Source organism: Quisquiliibacterium transsilvanicum, from assembly GCF_014202215.1.
In the GTDB taxonomy this organism is placed as follows: Bacteria; Pseudomonadota; Gammaproteobacteria; order Burkholderiales; family Burkholderiaceae_E; genus Quisquiliibacterium; species Quisquiliibacterium transsilvanicum.
In genome coordinates this window covers 43,926-60,304 of record NZ_JACHGB010000007.1, presented here as the reverse complement: position 1 = coordinate 60,304, position 16,379 = coordinate 43,926, and the positions used below count along the sequence as shown (strand labels likewise).

Annotated in this window: 17 protein-coding genes; 6 read left to right on the top strand and 11 right to left on the bottom strand. The window is 68.8% G+C overall.

The annotated features are described in order from the left end of the window. Window positions 1–16: 16 nt before the first annotated feature. The 6 genes from HNQ70_RS17360 to HNQ70_RS17335 all read right to left on the bottom strand — a co-directional run bounded on the left by HNQ70_RS17360 (window position 17) and on the right by HNQ70_RS17335 (window position 4,983). On the bottom strand, window positions 17–2,545 hold the full coding sequence (locus tag HNQ70_RS17360; protein ID WP_183970130.1) for a methyl-accepting chemotaxis protein: 2,529 nt from the start codon (window positions 2,543–2,545) through the stop codon (window positions 17–19). 31 nt (window positions 2,546–2,576) lie between these two features. Beyond that, window positions 2,577–3,257, bottom strand: a complete 681-nt coding sequence (locus tag HNQ70_RS17355; protein WP_183970128.1) for a chemotaxis protein CheW — start codon at window positions 3,255–3,257, stop codon at window positions 2,577–2,579. Continuing rightward, window positions 3,254–3,619 (bottom strand): response regulator transcription factor, encoded by a 366-nt coding sequence (locus HNQ70_RS17350; RefSeq protein WP_183970126.1) that lies wholly within the window; start codon window positions 3,617–3,619, stop codon window positions 3,254–3,256. Before HNQ70_RS17350 ends, HNQ70_RS17355 begins: the two co-directional genes overlap by 4 nt. Window positions 3,620–3,655: 36 nt before the next feature. Further along, window positions 3,656–4,057, bottom strand: coding sequence for a response regulator (locus tag HNQ70_RS17345; protein WP_183970124.1), 402 nt, complete (start codon window positions 4,055–4,057; stop codon window positions 3,656–3,658). A 22-nt stretch (window positions 4,058–4,079) separates the two neighbouring features. Then, window positions 4,080–4,259, bottom strand: a complete 180-nt coding sequence (locus HNQ70_RS17340; protein WP_183970122.1) for a rubredoxin — start codon at window positions 4,257–4,259, stop codon at window positions 4,080–4,082. A gap of 283 nt (window positions 4,260–4,542) precedes the next feature. Continuing rightward, window positions 4,543–4,983 (bottom strand): pilin, encoded by a 441-nt coding sequence (locus HNQ70_RS17335; protein WP_183970459.1) that lies wholly within the window; start codon window positions 4,981–4,983, stop codon window positions 4,543–4,545. A gap of 370 nt (window positions 4,984–5,353) precedes the next feature. On the opposite strand from HNQ70_RS17335, the gene HNQ70_RS17330 reads away from it, so the two are divergent. From HNQ70_RS17330 to HNQ70_RS17305, 6 genes are all read left to right on the top strand, one after another. Further along, window positions 5,354–6,715 (top strand): Fic family protein, encoded by a 1,362-nt coding sequence (locus tag HNQ70_RS17330; protein ID WP_183970120.1) that lies wholly within the window; start codon window positions 5,354–5,356, stop codon window positions 6,713–6,715. A 203-nt stretch (window positions 6,716–6,918) separates the two neighbouring features. Beyond that, complete coding sequence (locus tag HNQ70_RS17325; protein WP_183970117.1) at window positions 6,919–7,887, top strand: Bug family tripartite tricarboxylate transporter substrate binding protein; 969 nt, start codon at window positions 6,919–6,921, stop codon at window positions 7,885–7,887. 7 nt (window positions 7,888–7,894) lie between these two features. After that, window positions 7,895–8,416, top strand: coding sequence for a tripartite tricarboxylate transporter TctB family protein (locus HNQ70_RS17320; RefSeq protein WP_183970115.1), 522 nt, complete (start codon window positions 7,895–7,897; stop codon window positions 8,414–8,416). After that, window positions 8,416–9,927, top strand: a complete 1,512-nt coding sequence (locus tag HNQ70_RS17315; RefSeq protein ID WP_183970113.1) for a tripartite tricarboxylate transporter permease — start codon at window positions 8,416–8,418, stop codon at window positions 9,925–9,927. Before HNQ70_RS17320 ends, HNQ70_RS17315 begins: the two co-directional genes overlap by 1 nt. A 409-nt stretch (window positions 9,928–10,336) precedes the next feature. Then, complete coding sequence (locus HNQ70_RS17310) at window positions 10,337–10,630, top strand: type II toxin-antitoxin system RelE/ParE family toxin (RefSeq protein ID WP_183970111.1); 294 nt, start codon at window positions 10,337–10,339, stop codon at window positions 10,628–10,630. 6 nt (window positions 10,631–10,636) lie between these two features. Further along, window positions 10,637–10,951: an addiction module antidote protein gene (locus HNQ70_RS17305; RefSeq protein WP_183970109.1), complete on the top strand. Its 315-nt coding sequence runs from the start codon at window positions 10,637–10,639 to the stop codon at window positions 10,949–10,951. Between the two features lie 52 nt (window positions 10,952–11,003). Here the strand turns inward: HNQ70_RS17305 and HNQ70_RS17300 are convergent, their stop codons facing one another. The 5 genes from HNQ70_RS17300 to sucD form a co-directional block, all read right to left on the bottom strand. Further along, the gene (locus HNQ70_RS17300) at window positions 11,004–11,702 is read right to left on the bottom strand and encodes a 3',5'-cyclic-nucleotide phosphodiesterase (protein ID WP_343060822.1); all 699 of its coding nucleotides are present in this window, start codon (window positions 11,700–11,702) and stop codon (window positions 11,004–11,006) included. 40 nt (window positions 11,703–11,742) lie between these two features. Beyond that, window positions 11,743–13,914, bottom strand: a complete 2,172-nt coding sequence (locus tag HNQ70_RS17295) for a CHASE2 domain-containing protein (protein ID WP_183970105.1) — start codon at window positions 13,912–13,914, stop codon at window positions 11,743–11,745. Between the two features lie 49 nt (window positions 13,915–13,963). Continuing rightward, complete coding sequence (locus tag HNQ70_RS17290) at window positions 13,964–14,593, bottom strand: FHA domain-containing protein (RefSeq protein WP_183970103.1); 630 nt, start codon at window positions 14,591–14,593, stop codon at window positions 13,964–13,966. A 146-nt stretch (window positions 14,594–14,739) separates the two neighbouring features. After that, window positions 14,740–15,453, bottom strand: a complete 714-nt coding sequence (locus tag HNQ70_RS17285; RefSeq protein WP_183970101.1) for a YjbE family putative metal transport protein — start codon at window positions 15,451–15,453, stop codon at window positions 14,740–14,742. A gap of 43 nt (window positions 15,454–15,496) precedes the next feature. After that, window positions 15,497–16,378, bottom strand: a complete 882-nt coding sequence (sucD, locus tag HNQ70_RS17280) for a succinate--CoA ligase subunit alpha (protein WP_183970099.1) — start codon at window positions 16,376–16,378, stop codon at window positions 15,497–15,499. Window position 16,379 lies beyond the last annotated feature (1 nt).

Below are 16,379 nucleotides of genomic sequence, written 5' to 3'. Positions count from 1 at the left end.
CTCGATGCGGCGCGGCTCAGGCCACCTTGAAGCGCGAGACGGAACTCTTGAGCTCCTGCGCAAGTTCGGAGACCTGGCGGATCGAGCCCGCGGTCTGGAGGGTGCCTTCGCCGGTCTGCTCGGTCACCAGCAGGATGCGCTGGATGGCCTGTGCAACCGTGGCGGCGGAGGCCGACTGTTTCGATGCGGTGGCGGAGAAGCCCTCGATGAGCTCGGCCAGCCGCGTGGACACGCGGCCGATCTCGCCCAGCGCCCGGCCGGCCTCGTCGGAGAGCCGGGTGCCCTCGACGACGCCCTGGGTGCTGCGCTCCATCGCCGCCACCGCGTCCTGGGTGTCGGTCTGGATGGCGCGGATCAGCGCGGCGATCTGGCGGGTGGCCTCGGCGGAGCGCTCGGCCAGCCGCTGCACCTCCTCGGCCACCACCGTGAAGCCGCGGCCCGCCTCGCCGGCGGACGCCGCCTGGATGGCGGCGTTCAGCGACAGCACGTTGGTCTGCTCGGTGATGTCGGAAATCAGCTCGACGATCTCACCGATTTCCTGCGAGGACTCGCCCAGCCGCTTGATGCGCTTGGCGGTCTCCTGGATCTGGTCGCGGATGCCGTCCATGCCGGTGATCGCGTTCTCGACCGCGCCTGCGCCCCCCTCGGAGGCACGCAGCGACTGCCGCGCCACCTTGGCGGACTCGGCCGCGCGCAGCGCCATCTCGTCGATGCGGTGCGCCATCTCGAGCACCGCCTCGCCGGTGTCGCGGATCTCGAGCGACTGCTGCTCGGAAGCCGCCTGCAGGCCGGTGGCGATTTCCTGCGCCTTGGAGGACGCCGCCTCCACCTGGCCGGCGGTGGCGTTGATCCTCGAGACCAGACTGCGCAGCTCCTCGACGGTGTAGTTCACCGAATCGGCGATCGCGCCGGTGATGTCCTCGGACACCGTGGCCTGGATGGTGAGGTCGCCGTCGGCCACCTCCTGCAGCTCGTTCATCAGCCTCAGGATGGCCGCCTGGTTCTGGTCGTTGGCCAGCTTGGCCTCCTGCTCCAGGCGCTCGGCCTCGCGGCGCTGGCGCTCGGCCTCCTCGGCGCGCGAGCCGGTGTCGTTCAGGTAGGCCTGCACCAGCCCCACCGAAGACAGCAGCGCCACCAGCCCGAACAGCGCCGCAATCCAGTTGGTCCAGGAGCGCGCCGCGCCGTCGGCCTGCAGCCTGCCCTGGATGCTCTCCAGGTGAGTGCGCAGCGACTCGCTGTCGCTGAAGATGGTGAACTCGGCGCGCTTGGCCTCCTGGATGCGCGGCAGCTCGCGCGCCATCAGCGTGAGCGGCTCGTCGATCCGCTCCATCACGCGGCGGATTTCCTCCAGCGCGCGCCGGCTGGCCGGGTCTTGCGTGGGCGCCATCCGCAGCCGGTCGTTGCCCGACAGCAGGTTCGCTGTGATCTCGCGGAAGAACACCGCGTCAGCGCCCAGCGTTGCCGCGGCCTCGGCGTTCACCGACTCGCCCAGCACCAGCTGGTTGACGTCCTTGGCGATCTTCTGCGTGAGCATCACCAGGTCGCCGGCCGCCGAGACCTCGCGCGCCGGGGCGTTCGACTGCAGCTTGTGCGCAGCCACCACCTGCGCCGCGTCCAGCAGCGCCCTGTTCGAATCGTTGACCGCCTTGCGCATCGCGCCCAGCGAGGCCAGCAGCCGCTCGTGCTGCGCCAGCTTGCCGGCGGCCGCGTCGGTGCCCTTCCACATCTGGTCCAGCCGGTGGATGTCGGGGACGATCACCGACGGCGCGTCAGCGCTGCGGCCGCCCAGGGTGGGCGCGCCCTGCAGCATGGCCACCGAGGCGCTCATCGCCGCGCGGCTGTCGCGCAGCTGGCGCATCGCCTCGGCATTGCCGGACACCGCGCCCGGCGCGGCCTTGGCCAGCCGCTGCGAATGCGTCAGCGCGTCGCCGATGATCTGGTTGAGCAGCGCCGCATTGCCCGCCTGGCGCGAATCGAACCAGAGGATGGCCGCCACCACCGCCAGCGAGACTGCCAGCGCCGGCACCAGCACCTGGAGTTGCTTGCGGAAGGGCTTGTCGCCGATCCAGGGCAGGCGGGTGGCGAAGCTCCAGAAGCCGGAGCCGGAGCCGGAGCCGAGGGAACGGCCAGCGCCAAAGGAACGGCGGCCCCGCGAGGTGTCGCGCGCGGCGCCCTGCGCGGAAGCAGGCGAAGCCGAGGGGGCGCGGAATGCGGCACTGCCGGAAGGGGGGGAGGTTTCGCGGCCCCAGGAGGAGGGGGAGGTCGCAGCGGCGCCTGCGGCAGCGGCGACGGCCGTGCCACCGAAAGCACCAGCCGAGGAGCCACCGAAGGAGCCAAAGGAGACATCACCCGATGCGCCGCCGCCATCGGCCCCGGAGTTCCGGCCGAACGTCCCGGTATCCGGCGCATCGCCATACGCGTCGCCGCGCCGAGGCAGATCCGCGGGATCCGGCTCCAGCAGGAAGGCGTCCGCGATCGCGGTGTCGGGGTCTGCGACGGCGCTGCCGCCGCCACCGCTGGAGAACAGGAAGCCAGGCAGCTTCATCGTTGCATCCCTCGATCGGTCGGCGGGCGCCTCAGCGGCCCGCGCTGAGGAAACGCTCGTCCGCCGCGAGGCGGGCGAGACTGAGTTCGCGCCAGGTGCGGCCTTCGCCGTCGACCAGACTGCGGCCGGCCCAGGTGGGGGCCGGTGCTGGCGTCTGCGCGTGGACCGAGGCCTGCGCGTGGGCCACGCCCGCAGCCGAGGCCGGCTCCTGCCCCTGCGCGCCCTCGCCCTCTGCCACCTGCCACCCCATCGGGTCGTGCAGGCCCAGCATCCGCGACACCAGCAGCGCAGCGTTCAGGTTCAGCGAGGCGCCGAAGGCCAGCAGCCGCGAATCGCGTGACAGCGGCGTGGCCTCGCCGCCCGCGAAGCGATCGAGGTCCGACACGCCGAACAGCACGCCGCGCAGGTTCACCAGCCCGCGGAACCACGGCGCGGTCAACGGCACCGGCGTGATCGCCACCGGCCAGGGCACGATCTCGCCGGCCTCGGCCAGGTCCACCAGCCAGCGCTGGCCGCCGATCAGCAGGCCCAGCCGCGCCACGCGCGGCGCAGTGTCGGCATGGCGCAGCCGCTCGGACAGCCGCGCCTGGAACTGGCGCAGGTGGCCCTTGTCGTCCGCGTCGCCGGCCAGCGCGCCAAGGCGCTCGAAGCCGGGGATGGCGCGGTGGTCGTCGAGCAGGACCTCGTCGTCGATGATGGCGCGGTCGTTCATGCCACCAGCCCCGCGATCTTGGCGAGCAGCTCGTCGGGCCGGATCGGCTTGACGAGATAGTCGCGCGCGCCCTGGCGCAGGCCCCAGATGCGGTCGGTCTCGTTGGACTTGCTGGTGCACATCACCACGGGGATGGCCTGCGTGTCCGGGTCGCGCGACAGCGCGCGCGTCACCTGGTAGCCGCTCTGGCCGGGCATCACAACGTCCATCAGCACCAGGCTGGGACGCTCAGCCTTCACCTTCGCAAAGGCCTCGTCGCCGTCGCCCGCGGTGATCACGGTATAGCCCTTCTTGACCAGGAGATCGGCCAGGAAGAAGCGTTCGGTCGGGGAGTCGTCCACGACCAGGATCTTGTGGGCCATTGCCGGATTCCTGTCAGTGCTCGGAGTTCCGGCGGATCAGGCAGGCTGCGCGCGGCGCGCGTGCGTGGCCACCGCCTGCAGCAGGCTGTCCTTCGTGAAGGGCTTGGTCAGGTACTGGTCCGAGCCCACCATGCGCCCGCGCGCCTTGTCGAAGAGCCCGTCCTTGGACGACAGCATGATCACCGGGATCTCGCTGAAGCGCGGGCTCTTCTTGATCAGCGCGCAGGTCTGGTAGCCGTCCAGCCGCGGCATCAGGATGTCGCAGAAGACCAGGTCCGGATCGTGGTCCGCCACCTTGGCCAGCGCATCGAAGCCATCTTCGGCGAGGATGACGCGGAACCCGGCCTGGCCGAGGAAGATCTCCGCGCTTCGACGGATGGTGTTGCTGTCGTCCACCACCATCACCTTCAGTCCCGTCAGTTCCGCTGGCTGGCTCATCGTCACTCCCTCGGCCGAGGGTTCAGACCTCGACCATCTCGAAATCTTCCTTGCGGGCGCCGCACTCCGGGCAGGTCCAGTTCATCGGGATGTCCTCCCAACGGGTACCGGGTGCGATCCCTTCCTCGGGCAGCCCAGCTGCCTCGTCGTACATCCATCCGCAGATCAGGCACATCCAGGTGCGGTAGGGCGCTTCGCTCATCGTCTTCTTCCAGGGTGGTTGGGGGATTTGGTGCGGGGGCGATGTTACCCCGGCTGTTTCCCTCGCCATCCCGGGCGGCGGCCCTCTCGGGGGCTTCCGCTTTCCTCACTGCTTCGATGCTAGCGGCACCGCCCCTCGCCGCCTGCCGGTCTCCGACCGGTGGAAGCCTGGGCGCGATGGACGCGCCTGGCCGGCCCCTGGTAAACGAAAGGGCCACCCGAGGGTGGCCCTTCGTTCGCCGGCGATCACGCCTGGATCGACGGGCCGGCGGTGCTGCCGATGCTTAGGCGCGGCACTCGGCGGGGCGATACTTCGCCACCAGCGTACCGCCCGTGCAGTCCCAGGAGATGGACGCGGTGGCGGGCGTGTTGGCCACGAAAGCAGGAGTGGGAACCATCGTGATCGTACCGGCGCCAGCCTTAGCGGTCGTGGTGATCGTGATCGTGCCGTCTGCACCAATGCCCACCGAGGCGATATTGTCGGTCGCCGTAGGCGCCTCCCAACCAGCGCCCGCCGTGGCCGCGCCGGTCATCGAATTCTCTGCAACCGTCACCTTGGCCGCAGACGCAAGGCTGAGACCCTCGGTCACTCGAGCACGAACCGTGTAGTCCTGATAAGCCGGCAGTGCAACAGCGGCCAGGATGCCGACGATCGCAACCACGATCATCAGTTCGATCAGCGTGAAGCCCTTCTGGATCTTGCGGCGGATTTGCTTGCGTTGCATGTCGATCTCCATCGGTGTGTTCAGGTCAGTTCAGGTCAGGACCACCCCGGCCCTCGCATCCATAGGTGCAGGGGGCGTGCCAGCCAGGGATCGCGGTCGATGCGGGCCGACGAACGGCGCACAGCGGCGATTTGCGTGACATTGTTCACACCCGGCATGACCCGCAGGTGACCGGATGCGTCGTGTTGCGGCGGCTCGGGTGACGCGTCGCGTCGGTTGGGGTGACGCGATTGGGCAGTCGGCGGTGACGTGAAGGGGGCTGCTGGCGAATGCCGCCATGAACTGCGCCAGTTTCCGGCCACAACTGGCGCGATTCTAAAAATCGCGCCAGAATCGCGCCACAAACCTCCCGAACTGCGCCAACGCCGCAATGCCATCGACCACCGACCTGCTGGACAGCCTTCGAGCATCCGAGGGCGGATCGACACTGACCGAGCTCCTGACCCGGCACCCCGACATTGCCAGGCGAACGGCGCAGCGCATGATCGCGAAGCTGATCGAGAGCGGCCAGGTCACCGCCCAGGGTGAAGGCCGGGCGCGCCGCTACTTCGCTGCCGGCGCCCAGGCTGGCACCGGCATGCCGACCGCCCGAGCCGACGGCTTTCCGCCCTCCATCCCCTTGTCCGCCGACAGCCAGGACATCCTCGCCTATGTCGACCAGCCTCCTGAGGCGCGAAAGCCCGTGGGCTACCAGCGGGACTTCCTGGATGCCTACCGCCCCAACGAGACCTGGTACCTGTCCGAGTCGCTGCGCCGCCAGTTGCACAGGATGGGCAGGACCGCTGACGTCGACGAGCCTGCCGGCACCTACAGCCGTGCCATCCTCAACAGGCTGCTGATCGACCTGTCATGGGCGTCGAGCCTCCTGGAGGGCAACACCTACTCCCGGCTCGACACGCGCGAACTCATCGAGCACGGCAAGGCCGCGCGGGGCAAGGCCGCCATCGAAACGCAGATGATCCTGAACCACAAGACGGCGATCGAACTGCTGGTCGAGAACATCGACAGTGCCGAGTTCAACCGCTACACGCTGATGAACCTGCACAGCGCGCTGGCTGAGAACCTGCTGCCCAATCCGGCGGACGAGGGGCGCGTTCGCCAGCACGCCGTCGAGATCGGCAAGAGCGTCTATCGCCCGCTTTCCACGCCGCAGCAGATCGACGATGCGCTGGACGCGCTGCTGGAGAAGGCCAACCGGATCCGTGACCCCTTCGAGCAGTCCTTCTTCATGATGGTGCACCTGCCCTACCTGCAGCCCTTTGCCGACATCAACAAGCGCACCTCGCGGCTGGCCGCGAACCTGCCACTGTTCCGCGCCAACCTGTGCCCGCTCACCTTCCTGGACGTGCCGGAGCAGGCCTACAGCCGCGCCATCCTCGGCGTGTACGAGTTGACCAGGGTGGAACTGCTGCGCGACCTGTACGTCTGGGCCTACGAACGTTCGACGCAGGAGTACCTGGCCATCAGGCAGGAGCTGGCGGAGCCCGATCCCCTGCGCCTGGCCTGGCGTGACCTCGTCAAGCGGACCGTCCGCGAGGTCGTCACGCATCCGGAACTCGATCCGCTCTCCTGCGTTCGACGATCCGTGGCAGAGCATGTTCCGCAGGAAGATCAGCCGAACGTGCAGGCCCTGATCGTCGAAGAGTTGCGGCGGCTGCACGAGGGCGTGCTGGCGCGCTACGGTTTGCGGCCGTCCGAGTTCATGGCCTGGAAGGCAGTGCACGGGCACTGAAGAGCGCCGGTTCGACTCCTGGTTGTGGGTTTTCACCCGCGTCTCACTTCCCGCTCCCGAACGCTGCCGGCGTGGCTTCCGTTCCGAAACCCATCCGCAGAGCCGGCCGGGATGCCCCGGGCAACGCAATCCCTATATCGACCCGCCATCGCCGCCCCTATAGCATCGTCCGCTCACAACAGAACGATTCCAGGAGACGCACGATGAGCAGGATCCGCATTCACGCCCTTGCCGCAGGGCTCGCCGTCGTCGGCGCCAGCCTCCTGGCGCCCGTCGCCAACGCGCAAGGCGACTGGCCGCAGAAGGAAATCACCCTCATCAACAACTTCCCGCCGGGGTCGGCCACCGAGCTGACGGCGCGCGCCTTCGCGCGCAGCATCGAGAAGACGCTGGGCAAGCCGGTGGTGATCAAGGCAGTGCCGGGCGGCGCGGGGCAGCTCGGCCCGGCGGAGCTGGCGCGCAGCGCGCCCGACGGCTACACGATGGGGCTGGTGGGGTCGTCTTCCTACCTCACCGCGCCGCACATGGTGGACCTGCCCTTCAAACCCTGGGAGGCCTTCGACCTGATCGCGCAGATCGCCGAACTGCGCTACGGCATCGGCGTGCGCAAGGATTCGCCGATCAAGAGCGTCGACGACATCGTCAAGATGTCGAAGGAAAAGCGCCTGACCTACAGCTCGACCAGCCCGAACAACGTGCTGCCGATGTTCCAGATGGCCAAGCTCAATGGCGCCAACCTGCGCTGGATCGTCTTCTCGGGCGGCTCGGAATCCGTGCTGCAGGCGGTGGGCGGCCACGTGGACATGACGCTGCAGAGCGCCACCGAGATGAAGCCGCAGATCGAGGCCGGCAACCTGCGCCTGCTCGCGTCCGCCTCGCCCGCACGCTGGCCGGAATACCCCAACGTGCCCACCCTGCGTGAGCTCGGCTACAACTACATCAGCTTCGGCCCGATGGGCTATGCCTTCCCGCGCGGCGTCGACCCGAAGATCCGCGACCGCATGCAGGAGGCGTTCGCGATCGCGATCAAGGATCCCGAGGTGCTCGACCAACTCACCAAGCTGGGCGTCGCGCCCTCGTACCGCAGCGGCCCCGACTTCCACAAGTACATGAAGGACATGGAGCCGCTGTTCATCCAGATCCTGACCGAATCCGGCATGAAGACGCGCTGAGCCTCCCATGCCGATGATGTCTGGAGCGCGCTGGACTGCACTGGGGCTGCTGCTCGCAGCGGCGGCCACGTACGGGCAGGCGCATTCGCTGCCGCGCTGGGGCTTCGACGGCCCCGGCACCGGGATCTTCCCGCAGGTTCTCTCGATGATCGCCATCGCGCTGTCGGCGCTGGTGCTGATCCTCGAGCGGCGCGAAGCCGAGCCGCTTGAGAGCGACGACAGCGAAGCGGTCTCGCGCTACGACCTGGCAGCGCCGGCGGAGAGGCGCGTCTTCCACTTCTACCTGCTGGCGCTCGTGCTCCTGGTGGCCGGTTCGTGGTGGGCGGGGTTCATCGCCACCGCGTTCGCGGTCATCGTCGTCATCATGCGCTTCGGCGAAGGCGTGCGCTGGCGGCCCACGCTGATCACCGCGGCCCTCGTGGCGCTCGTGGGCCAGCTCGGCTTCGGCTGGCTGCTCCAGGTCAGCCTGCCCGAAGGCCCGGCCGACCGCGCGCTGCGCGCCCTGCTGCGCGCCGGAGGCCTGCTGTAATGGAAAACCTCATCGGCGGCTTTGCCACGGTCTTCCAGCCGGCCACCCTGCTCTACTGCTTCATCGGCGTGTTCCTCGGGACCGTGGTCGGCATCCTGCCCGGCCTCGGCCCGCTCACCACCATCGCCCTGCTGCTGCCCATCACCTACAAGATGGACGTCACCTCGGCGATCATCATGCTGTCGGGCATCTATTACGGCGTGGCCTACGGCGGCACCGTCACCTCGGTGCTGATGCGCATCCCCGGGGAGGCGTCCTCGGTGATCACCTGCCTGGACGGCTACGAGATGGCCCGCAAGGGACGCGCCGGCGCGGCGCTCGGCATCGCCGCCATGGGATCGTTCTTCGCCGGCACCGTCGGCGTGCTCGCCATCTCCTACCTGTCGCCGCCGCTGTCGCGCTGGGTGCTGGCCTTCGGGCCCGCCGAGTACTCGATGGTGATGCTCGCCGGTCTGGCCCTGGTCACCTATTTCTCGAGCGGATCGAAGCTCAAGGCGCTGCTGATGGCGGCCTTCGGCCTGCTGCTCGGCACCGTGGGTTCCGACCCGCAGACCGGGTCGGCGCGGCTGACCTTCGGCGTGTTCCATCTCATCGGCGGCATCGACCTGGTGCCGCTGGCCATCGGCCTGTTCGGCATCTCCGAAGTGCTGTCGATGGCCCTGGGCAAGCCCGAGAAGATGAAGGTGCTGCCCCCGCCCTCCACGCTGCTGGGCTTCATGCCGAACCGCGACGAGGCCCGGCGCTCCGTGGCCCCGGTGGCGCGCGGCACCGTGCTCGGCTTCCTGGTCGGGCTGATTCCGGGCGGCGGCGCGGTGCTGGCCACCTTCCTCTCCTACGCCACCGAGCGCAAGCTCTCCAAGCGCCCGGAAGAGTTCGGCAAGGGCGCGGTGGAAGGGCTTGCCGGCCCCGAGGCCGCCAACAACGCGGGCACGGCCGGAGCCTTCGTACCGCTGCTCTGCATGGGCGTGCCGGCCAACGCCGTCACCGCCCTGCTGCTCGGCGCCTTCATGATCCACGGCGTGGCGCCCGGCCCCACCATCATGGAACGCCAGCCCGAGATCTTCTGGGGAATCGTTGCCAGCATGTACGTGGGCAACGTGATGCTGCTGATCCTGAACCTGCCGCTGATCGGCCTCTTCGTGCGCGTGCTCGACGTGCCGCGCGCCTGGCTGGCGCCGATCATCCTGATGGTGTGCCTGATCGGCGTCTACTCCACCAACAGCGCGCCCATGGACGTGCTGCTCGCGGTGATGTTCGGCGTCATCGGCTACATCCTGCGCCGCTATGGCTACGACCTCGGCATCGTGATCCTCGCCTACGTGCTGGGCGGGATCTTCGAGCGCTCGGTGCGCCGGGCGCTGGCCATCTCGGACGGCGAACTGTCGATCTTCGTGTCGACGCCGATCTCGATCGCCTTCGCCGTGATCACGGTGATCCTGGTGGTGATCGCGTTCATACCGCGCAGGGTGATCGCGCCTGCGCTGGAGAAGCCGACGGCGTCGGAGCCGTGAACGTGCGGAGGCCAGTCTGGGTCGCGGACCTTGTGACCAGGGCGGTGGCCGAGCTGAATGCGTTCGAGCCCACCCGTCGGCGCGCGCTTCGGGCATTGAGGCAGCCGGTGCCGGTGCAAGAGGGGCCGCTGAGCCGCAATCAGGCGCATGAGCGCTGAAGTCTTCGTCAAGATCGATCTGCTGTTTCGCCCGAACACGAAATCACTGCAGGGCACGTCTCGAGGTCCCGCGCACGTCGGAACTGCGGCCTGGAAGCTTCGCCCCATTCACCCTGATCCCTGCGGCCGATCCCATCGTCCGTAGGGCCGACGCGCATCCGGCAGCGCGCTGGTTCAAGCGACACTGGGAGCATCGGCGTCTCGCTGAGCACTCCCATTGACATTTGTAGCCCAGAAGCGACACCATCGTCGTGCGGGTGGAAAAAACCGATGAGTACGCGCAGTGGATCGATGCGCTCAGAGACCAAGCGGCTCGGGCTCGCATCCTCGTTCGTGTCGAACGGCTGATCAACGGGAATCCAGGCGAGCATCGCAACCTGACTGACGGTGTGTCAGAGTTGAAGATCGACTTCGGCCCTGGATACAGGGTGTACTACGCACAGCGGGGTGCGAGGCTGTTGCTTCTCTTGGCGGGAGGCGACAAATCGAGCCAGTCGAAGGACATCCGGTTGGCTCTCGAGTTGGCCAGGAGCTTCAAGGAGTAAAACGTCATGCCTCATGCCGCGAGCAAGACCATCTCGACGCGGACGACGCCCTACGACGTCGCGGAACACCTGCGTACACCCGAAGAAATGGCGGCGTACCTCGACGCCTGGCTCGAAGAAGCTCCGGACGACGCAGCAGGGATCACGAAGGCACTTGGGGACATTGCCCGCGCCAAGGGCATGAGCCAGGTTGCCAAGGACGCGGGCCTCAGCCGTGAGAGCCTCTATCGGGCCCTGAGCGCGAATGGCAATCCTAGCTTCGCCACAGTGCTGAAAGTTGCGCGTGCGCTAGGGGTCAAGCTGCACGCAGCGGCGGCGTAGTCGTCACAGTGGCCGCACCGGGGCCCCACCGGTACTCCCCGCGCCTCTACCTCTACATCTCCAGCACTTCCCCCCGCTCCAGCACCCGCGGCGCATAGCGTCCGGCCCAGGCCTCGAGTTCGCGTTCGATGGTCTTGCGGTCGGAGGGCTTGAGGTGCGTGATCAGCACCTCGGGCTGGCGCTGCAGCTTGGCGAGTTCCTCGCCGAGCTGGATCGGGTACAGGTGCTTGGCGGTGACCGCCAGGTCCTGGTCGCGGTTGGGGAAGGCGGTCTCGATGATCAGGTAGCGCAGGTTCGACAGGCTGTTGACCTGCTGCCAGAACTCGTCGTTGGGGCCGGTGTCGCCGGAGAACACCAGGCTGGCGCGCTCGTTGTACAGGTGGTAGCCGCAGGCCGGCACGGTATGGCTGGCGGGCAGGCTGCGCACGCAGCGCCCGCCCAGATCCACCATCTGGCCAATGGCGATCGGCTCGAACACCATCCACGGACGGTCGTAGTGCGGGATCTCGGTGAAGTCCGGCCAGATCACCCAGTTGAAGATGTGGGTGCGCAGCGCCTCGATGGTCTCGGCCAGCGCGTGCACCACCAGCGGCCGCTTGCGCAAGCCGCCCACCGAATCCACCAGCAGCGGGAGCGCCGCGATGTGATCCAGGTGGGAGTGCGTGAGGAAGACGTGGTCGATCGCGGCGAGCTCGTCCACCGACAGGTCTTCCACGCCGGTGCCCGCATCCAGGAGGATGTCGTCGTCCACCAGGAAGGAAGTCGTCCGGGCGCGGGCGCCGATGCCGCCGCTACAGCCTAATACCCGCACCTTCATCGGCACGATCCCCGTTCGCCTGCCCGATGCCCTCGACAGGACGTTCCGTGTTGCTGCGCGCCTCGGCGCGCTCGAGCGGCAAGGTGCGGACCGCGGCGAGCTCGGCCGGAACGAAGGCATGCACCGGCTCGGCGCGGCCGGCCACCTGCGCGTATCCCAACTCCGCGAACGCATGGCCGCGTGCCTGCCGCACCGTCGACTCGCCGACGATGATCTGCGCCTCGAACTGCTTGGTCAATCCCTGCAAACGCGAGGCCAGGTTGACCGCGTCGCCGATCACCGTGTATGCGCGGCGTAGCCTGGAGCCCAGGTCGCCCACCCGCACCACCCCGGTGTTGACGCCGATGCCCACGCGCATCAGCGGCAGGCCACGCGCCTCGTAGGAGCGGTTCAGCCGCTGCACCTCCTCGAGCATCGACAGCGCAGCGGCGACGGCATGGTCCGCGTGCTGCGGATCGTCCATCGGCGCGCCCCAGAAGGCCATCACCGCATCACCGATGTACTTGTCGACCGTTCCGCCGTAGCGGTGCACCACTTCGGTCATCGCGGTGAGGAAATCGTTGATGTACTCGCGCAGCTGGTCCGGCTGCATGGTTTCCGCAATCCGCGTGAAGCCACGGATGTCGACGAACAGGATGCTCAGCTCGCGGTCCTCGCTGGCGGCGCTGGCGTAGCGGCGGGGATCGCGCATCATCCGCTCGACCAGCGCGGGCGACACGTACTCGCCGAACAGGCTGGCCACGGCGCGGCGCGCGCGCCCCTCGACGAAGTAGCCGGCCGCCAGGTTGAAGCCGGCCAGCAGCGCCACCAGCAGCAGCCCGGCGGCCACCGGCACCGCCATGCCGAAGTTGGACCAGCCCACCGCCGCGGCCAGCCACAGGCTGACTGCCGAAAGCACGCCGAGCACCACGATGCCGACCGACCCCATCGCGGGCAGCGCGAAGGCGAGCGTGATGCCGGCCAGCGCCACCAGCGCCGCGCCCAGCGCCGCCGACGCCTCCGAGCGGCGCTTGATGAAGGCGCCGCTCCCGTCGGAATCCAGCGCCGCCGCGATCAGGGTGGCGTGGATCTCCACGCCGGGGAACACGGCATGCGTCGGCGTGGCCCGCAGGTCGGTCAGCCCCGGTGCCGAGGTGCCGAGCAGAACGATGCGGTTGCGGAAGACGGCAGGGTCGATGCGGCCCGAAAGCACGTCGGCCGCGGCGATGTAGCGAAAGCGAGACGGGCGGTCGGCGCCTGCGGCCCAGGGGCTGGAATCGGAGGGCGCCCGGGCAACGGGGCGGGAGGCTAGGTCTGACGCCGCGCCCGGTGCGGGGCCGGACGTTGCGCCGGACGTTGCGCCGGGCGCGCCACCGGCCGCGGCTCCGCCGACGAGCCGGCCGGCAAAGGGCACCAGCGCAGTCGTCCCGGTGGACAGCGGCAACACGGCGCTGCCGCGCGGGCCGCGCAGCAGCAGCCGGTCCTGCGCCAGCACCAGGTTGGCGCCGCCCAGGTGGCTGCGCAGCACCGCCACCACCAGCGACTCGTAGACCTGGCCGTCGTGCTCGGCCAGCAGCGGCAGTGCACGGACGACGCCGTCCGAGTCGACCAGCGGGTTGAAGAAGCCCGCGCCTGCCGCGGCCTGCTGCAGTTGCGGGAGGTTGGCGCCGAAGCCGGTCCAGGCGGTGATGCGGTGGCCGGACTGGGCGAAGGCGCCGACGTTCATCACCGGCGGAGGGAGTTCGCCGGTCGTGACGCCGCCCCGGTCGGAGCTCAAGTAGAAGCCGAGCACCACCGGGCGCCCCTGCAGTGCGGCGGCGAGCACGGCATCGCCGTCGGTGTCGCGCTCCGGTTCGGCGAAAAGCGTATCCAGTCCGACGACGCTGGCCCCGCCGTCGACCACGATGCGCTCGACCAGCCGCGCCACGGTCTGGCGCGACCAGGGCCAGCGCCCCTGCGCGGCCAGGCTGCGCTCGTCGACGTCGACGATCACCACGCGCTCGTCGAAAGCAGCCGCCTTGCCACGCAGCCGCGCGTCGTAGACCAGCCGGTCCAGGGCTTCGGAGATCGGGAAGGGCAGCAGCCCAAGCGCACCCGCGCTGGCGATGGCGGTGAGCAGCAGTCCGACCGCCGGGCGACGCAGCCAGCTCAGCAGGCGCAGCAGCAAGGCATGTCCTCGGTCGGGCGCAGGCGGCCCGGGGCCGCCCGGCGCCGGGTCATTCGTCGAGCGGACCGCCGGCCCGCACCCGGAAGCGCAGCATCGTCCCGGAGAGCTCGATCAGGTCGCCATCGGACAGCGGATGCGAGCCCAGGCCGATAGACTCCCCGTTCACCAGCGGGAAGGCGAGCCCTTCCAGGTGTGTGACGAAGAAACCATTGCGCCGGCGCGAGACAACGGCCACCTGGTTGCCCGCACCCGCGATGGGCACGATCGGCCGGTCGACCGGCTGGGCGCTGCCGCGCTGGGGGCCGGTGAGCCATTCCAGGCTTGCCTGCGCCTGCGCGTCGTCCGGCGCCGCCGCGGGGGGCTCGCGATGCTCGACCAGGTAGCGCAAGCGGTAGATGCCGACCTCGATCAGGTCCGCGTGCTGCAGCCGGTGGGACTGCATCGCCCGGCCGTTGACCAGCGTACCGTTGCGGCTGTTGAGGTCCTTGACGATTCGCCCGGCGCTGTCTGACAGGATGACCGCATGCTCGCCGCTGACCGTGAGATCGTCGAGCGCGATGTCGTTGTAGGGCCGCCGCCCGATCGTGATGTGGGTCTTGACTACGGGGAAGCTGCGCAGCACCAGATCGCCGAAACTCAGCACCAGGCGCGCGGTCACCGTGTTCTCATGTTGCTGCATCCCACCAATCTAGGGCGGCGGGATGCGCCCCTGAAGGAACAATTTCATGAACGGGCGCAGCTTCCCGCCGGGTGGCGGGAAGCTGACGTGCGGCACGCGAAAACCGGACGAGCGGCCGGCGGGCGCCGGCCAGCCCTGCACCCTCTTCAGTGCGCGGGGCGCGCCCGGCCGCGCTGACGGCGCTTGGCAAACTCGCCCAGCGCCACCACCAGCAGCGCGCCCAACGCCGACGCACCGTACTTCAGCGCGGAACTGGGTTCGCCGATCTGCCCGACCACTGCGATGTCGGTGATCATCATTCCGCCGGCGATCCAGCCCAGCAGCGCCGCGCCCGCGAGCACCACCAGCGGGAAGCGGTCGATCAGCTTGAGCACCAGCTGGCTGCCCCAGACGATCAGCGGAATGCTGACCAGCAGGCCGAAGATCACCAGGCCGAGCTGGTGATCCGGATCGGCCTGCTGCGCGGCACCCGCGATGGCGATGACGTTGTCGACGCTCATCACCAGGTCGGCAACGATGACGGTCTTGATGGCCCCCATCAGGCTGCCGGAACCCTCGAGATTGCCGTGCGCATCCTCGTTCTCCGGCACCAGCAGCTTCATGCCGATCCAGATCAGCAGCGCGCCGCCGACCAGTTTGAGGAAAGGCACCTGCAGCAGGGTCACCGCGAAGGCGATCAGGATCACCCGCAGGACGATTGCGCCCGCCGTCCCCCAGAGGATGCCCTTGGTACGCTGGTGCGGCGGCAGGTTGCGGCACGCCAGCGCGATCACCACCGCATTGTCCCCGCCGAGCAGGATGTCGATGATGATGATCTGGAGCACTGCGGCCCAGCTCAGAGTGGTGAGGAACTCGATCACTTGCCAGTCCGTTTGTAGATGCGGGCGTCTGCCGGGAGGTGCTTCAGAGCACCGACTTGAGGAGCTTGCCCATCTCCGAGGGGTTGCGGGTAACGCGGATGCCGCAGGCCTCCATCACCGACAGCTTTTCCTGGGCCGTGCCCTTGCCGCCGGAGATGATGGCGCCCGCGTGCCCCATTCGCTTGCCGGGAGGCGCGGTGACGCCGGCGATGAAGCCGACCACCGGCTTCTTCATGTTGTCCTTGACCCAGAGCGCCGCCTCTTCCTCGTCGGAGCCGCCGATCTCGCCGATCATGACCACGGCATCGGTGTCGGGGTCGTCGTTGAACAGGCGCAGCACGTCGATGTGCTTGAGCCCGTTGACCGGGTCGCCGCCGATGCCCACGGCGCTCGACTGCCCCAGGCCCAGCGCGGTGAGCTGCCCCACCGCCTCGTAGGTGAGCGTGCCGGAGCGCGACACCACGCCGATGCGGCCCTTCTTGTGGATGTGGCCGGGCATGATGCCGATCTTGAGCTCGTCGGGGGTGATGACGCCGGGGCAGTTGGGCCCGAGCAGCAGCGTCTTCTTGCCCTCGCGGCGCATGCGGTCGCGCACGACGATCATGTCGCGCACCGGGATGCCCTCGGTGATGCAGATGACCAGGTCGAGGTCGGCGTCGGCCGCCTCCCAGATCGCGTCGGCAGCGCCCGCGGGCGGCACGTAGACCACGGACACCGTGGCGCCGGTCTGGGCCTTGGCTTCCTTGACCGTGGCGTAGATGGGGATGCCCTCGAAGTCCTCGCCGGCCTTCTTGGGGTTGACGCCCGCCACGTAGGCGGCACGTCCGTTTGCGTAGTCACGACAGGCCCGGGTGTGGAACTGGCCGGTCTTGCCGGTGATCCCCTGGGTGATGACCTTGGTGTCCTTGCTGATCAGGATCGACATG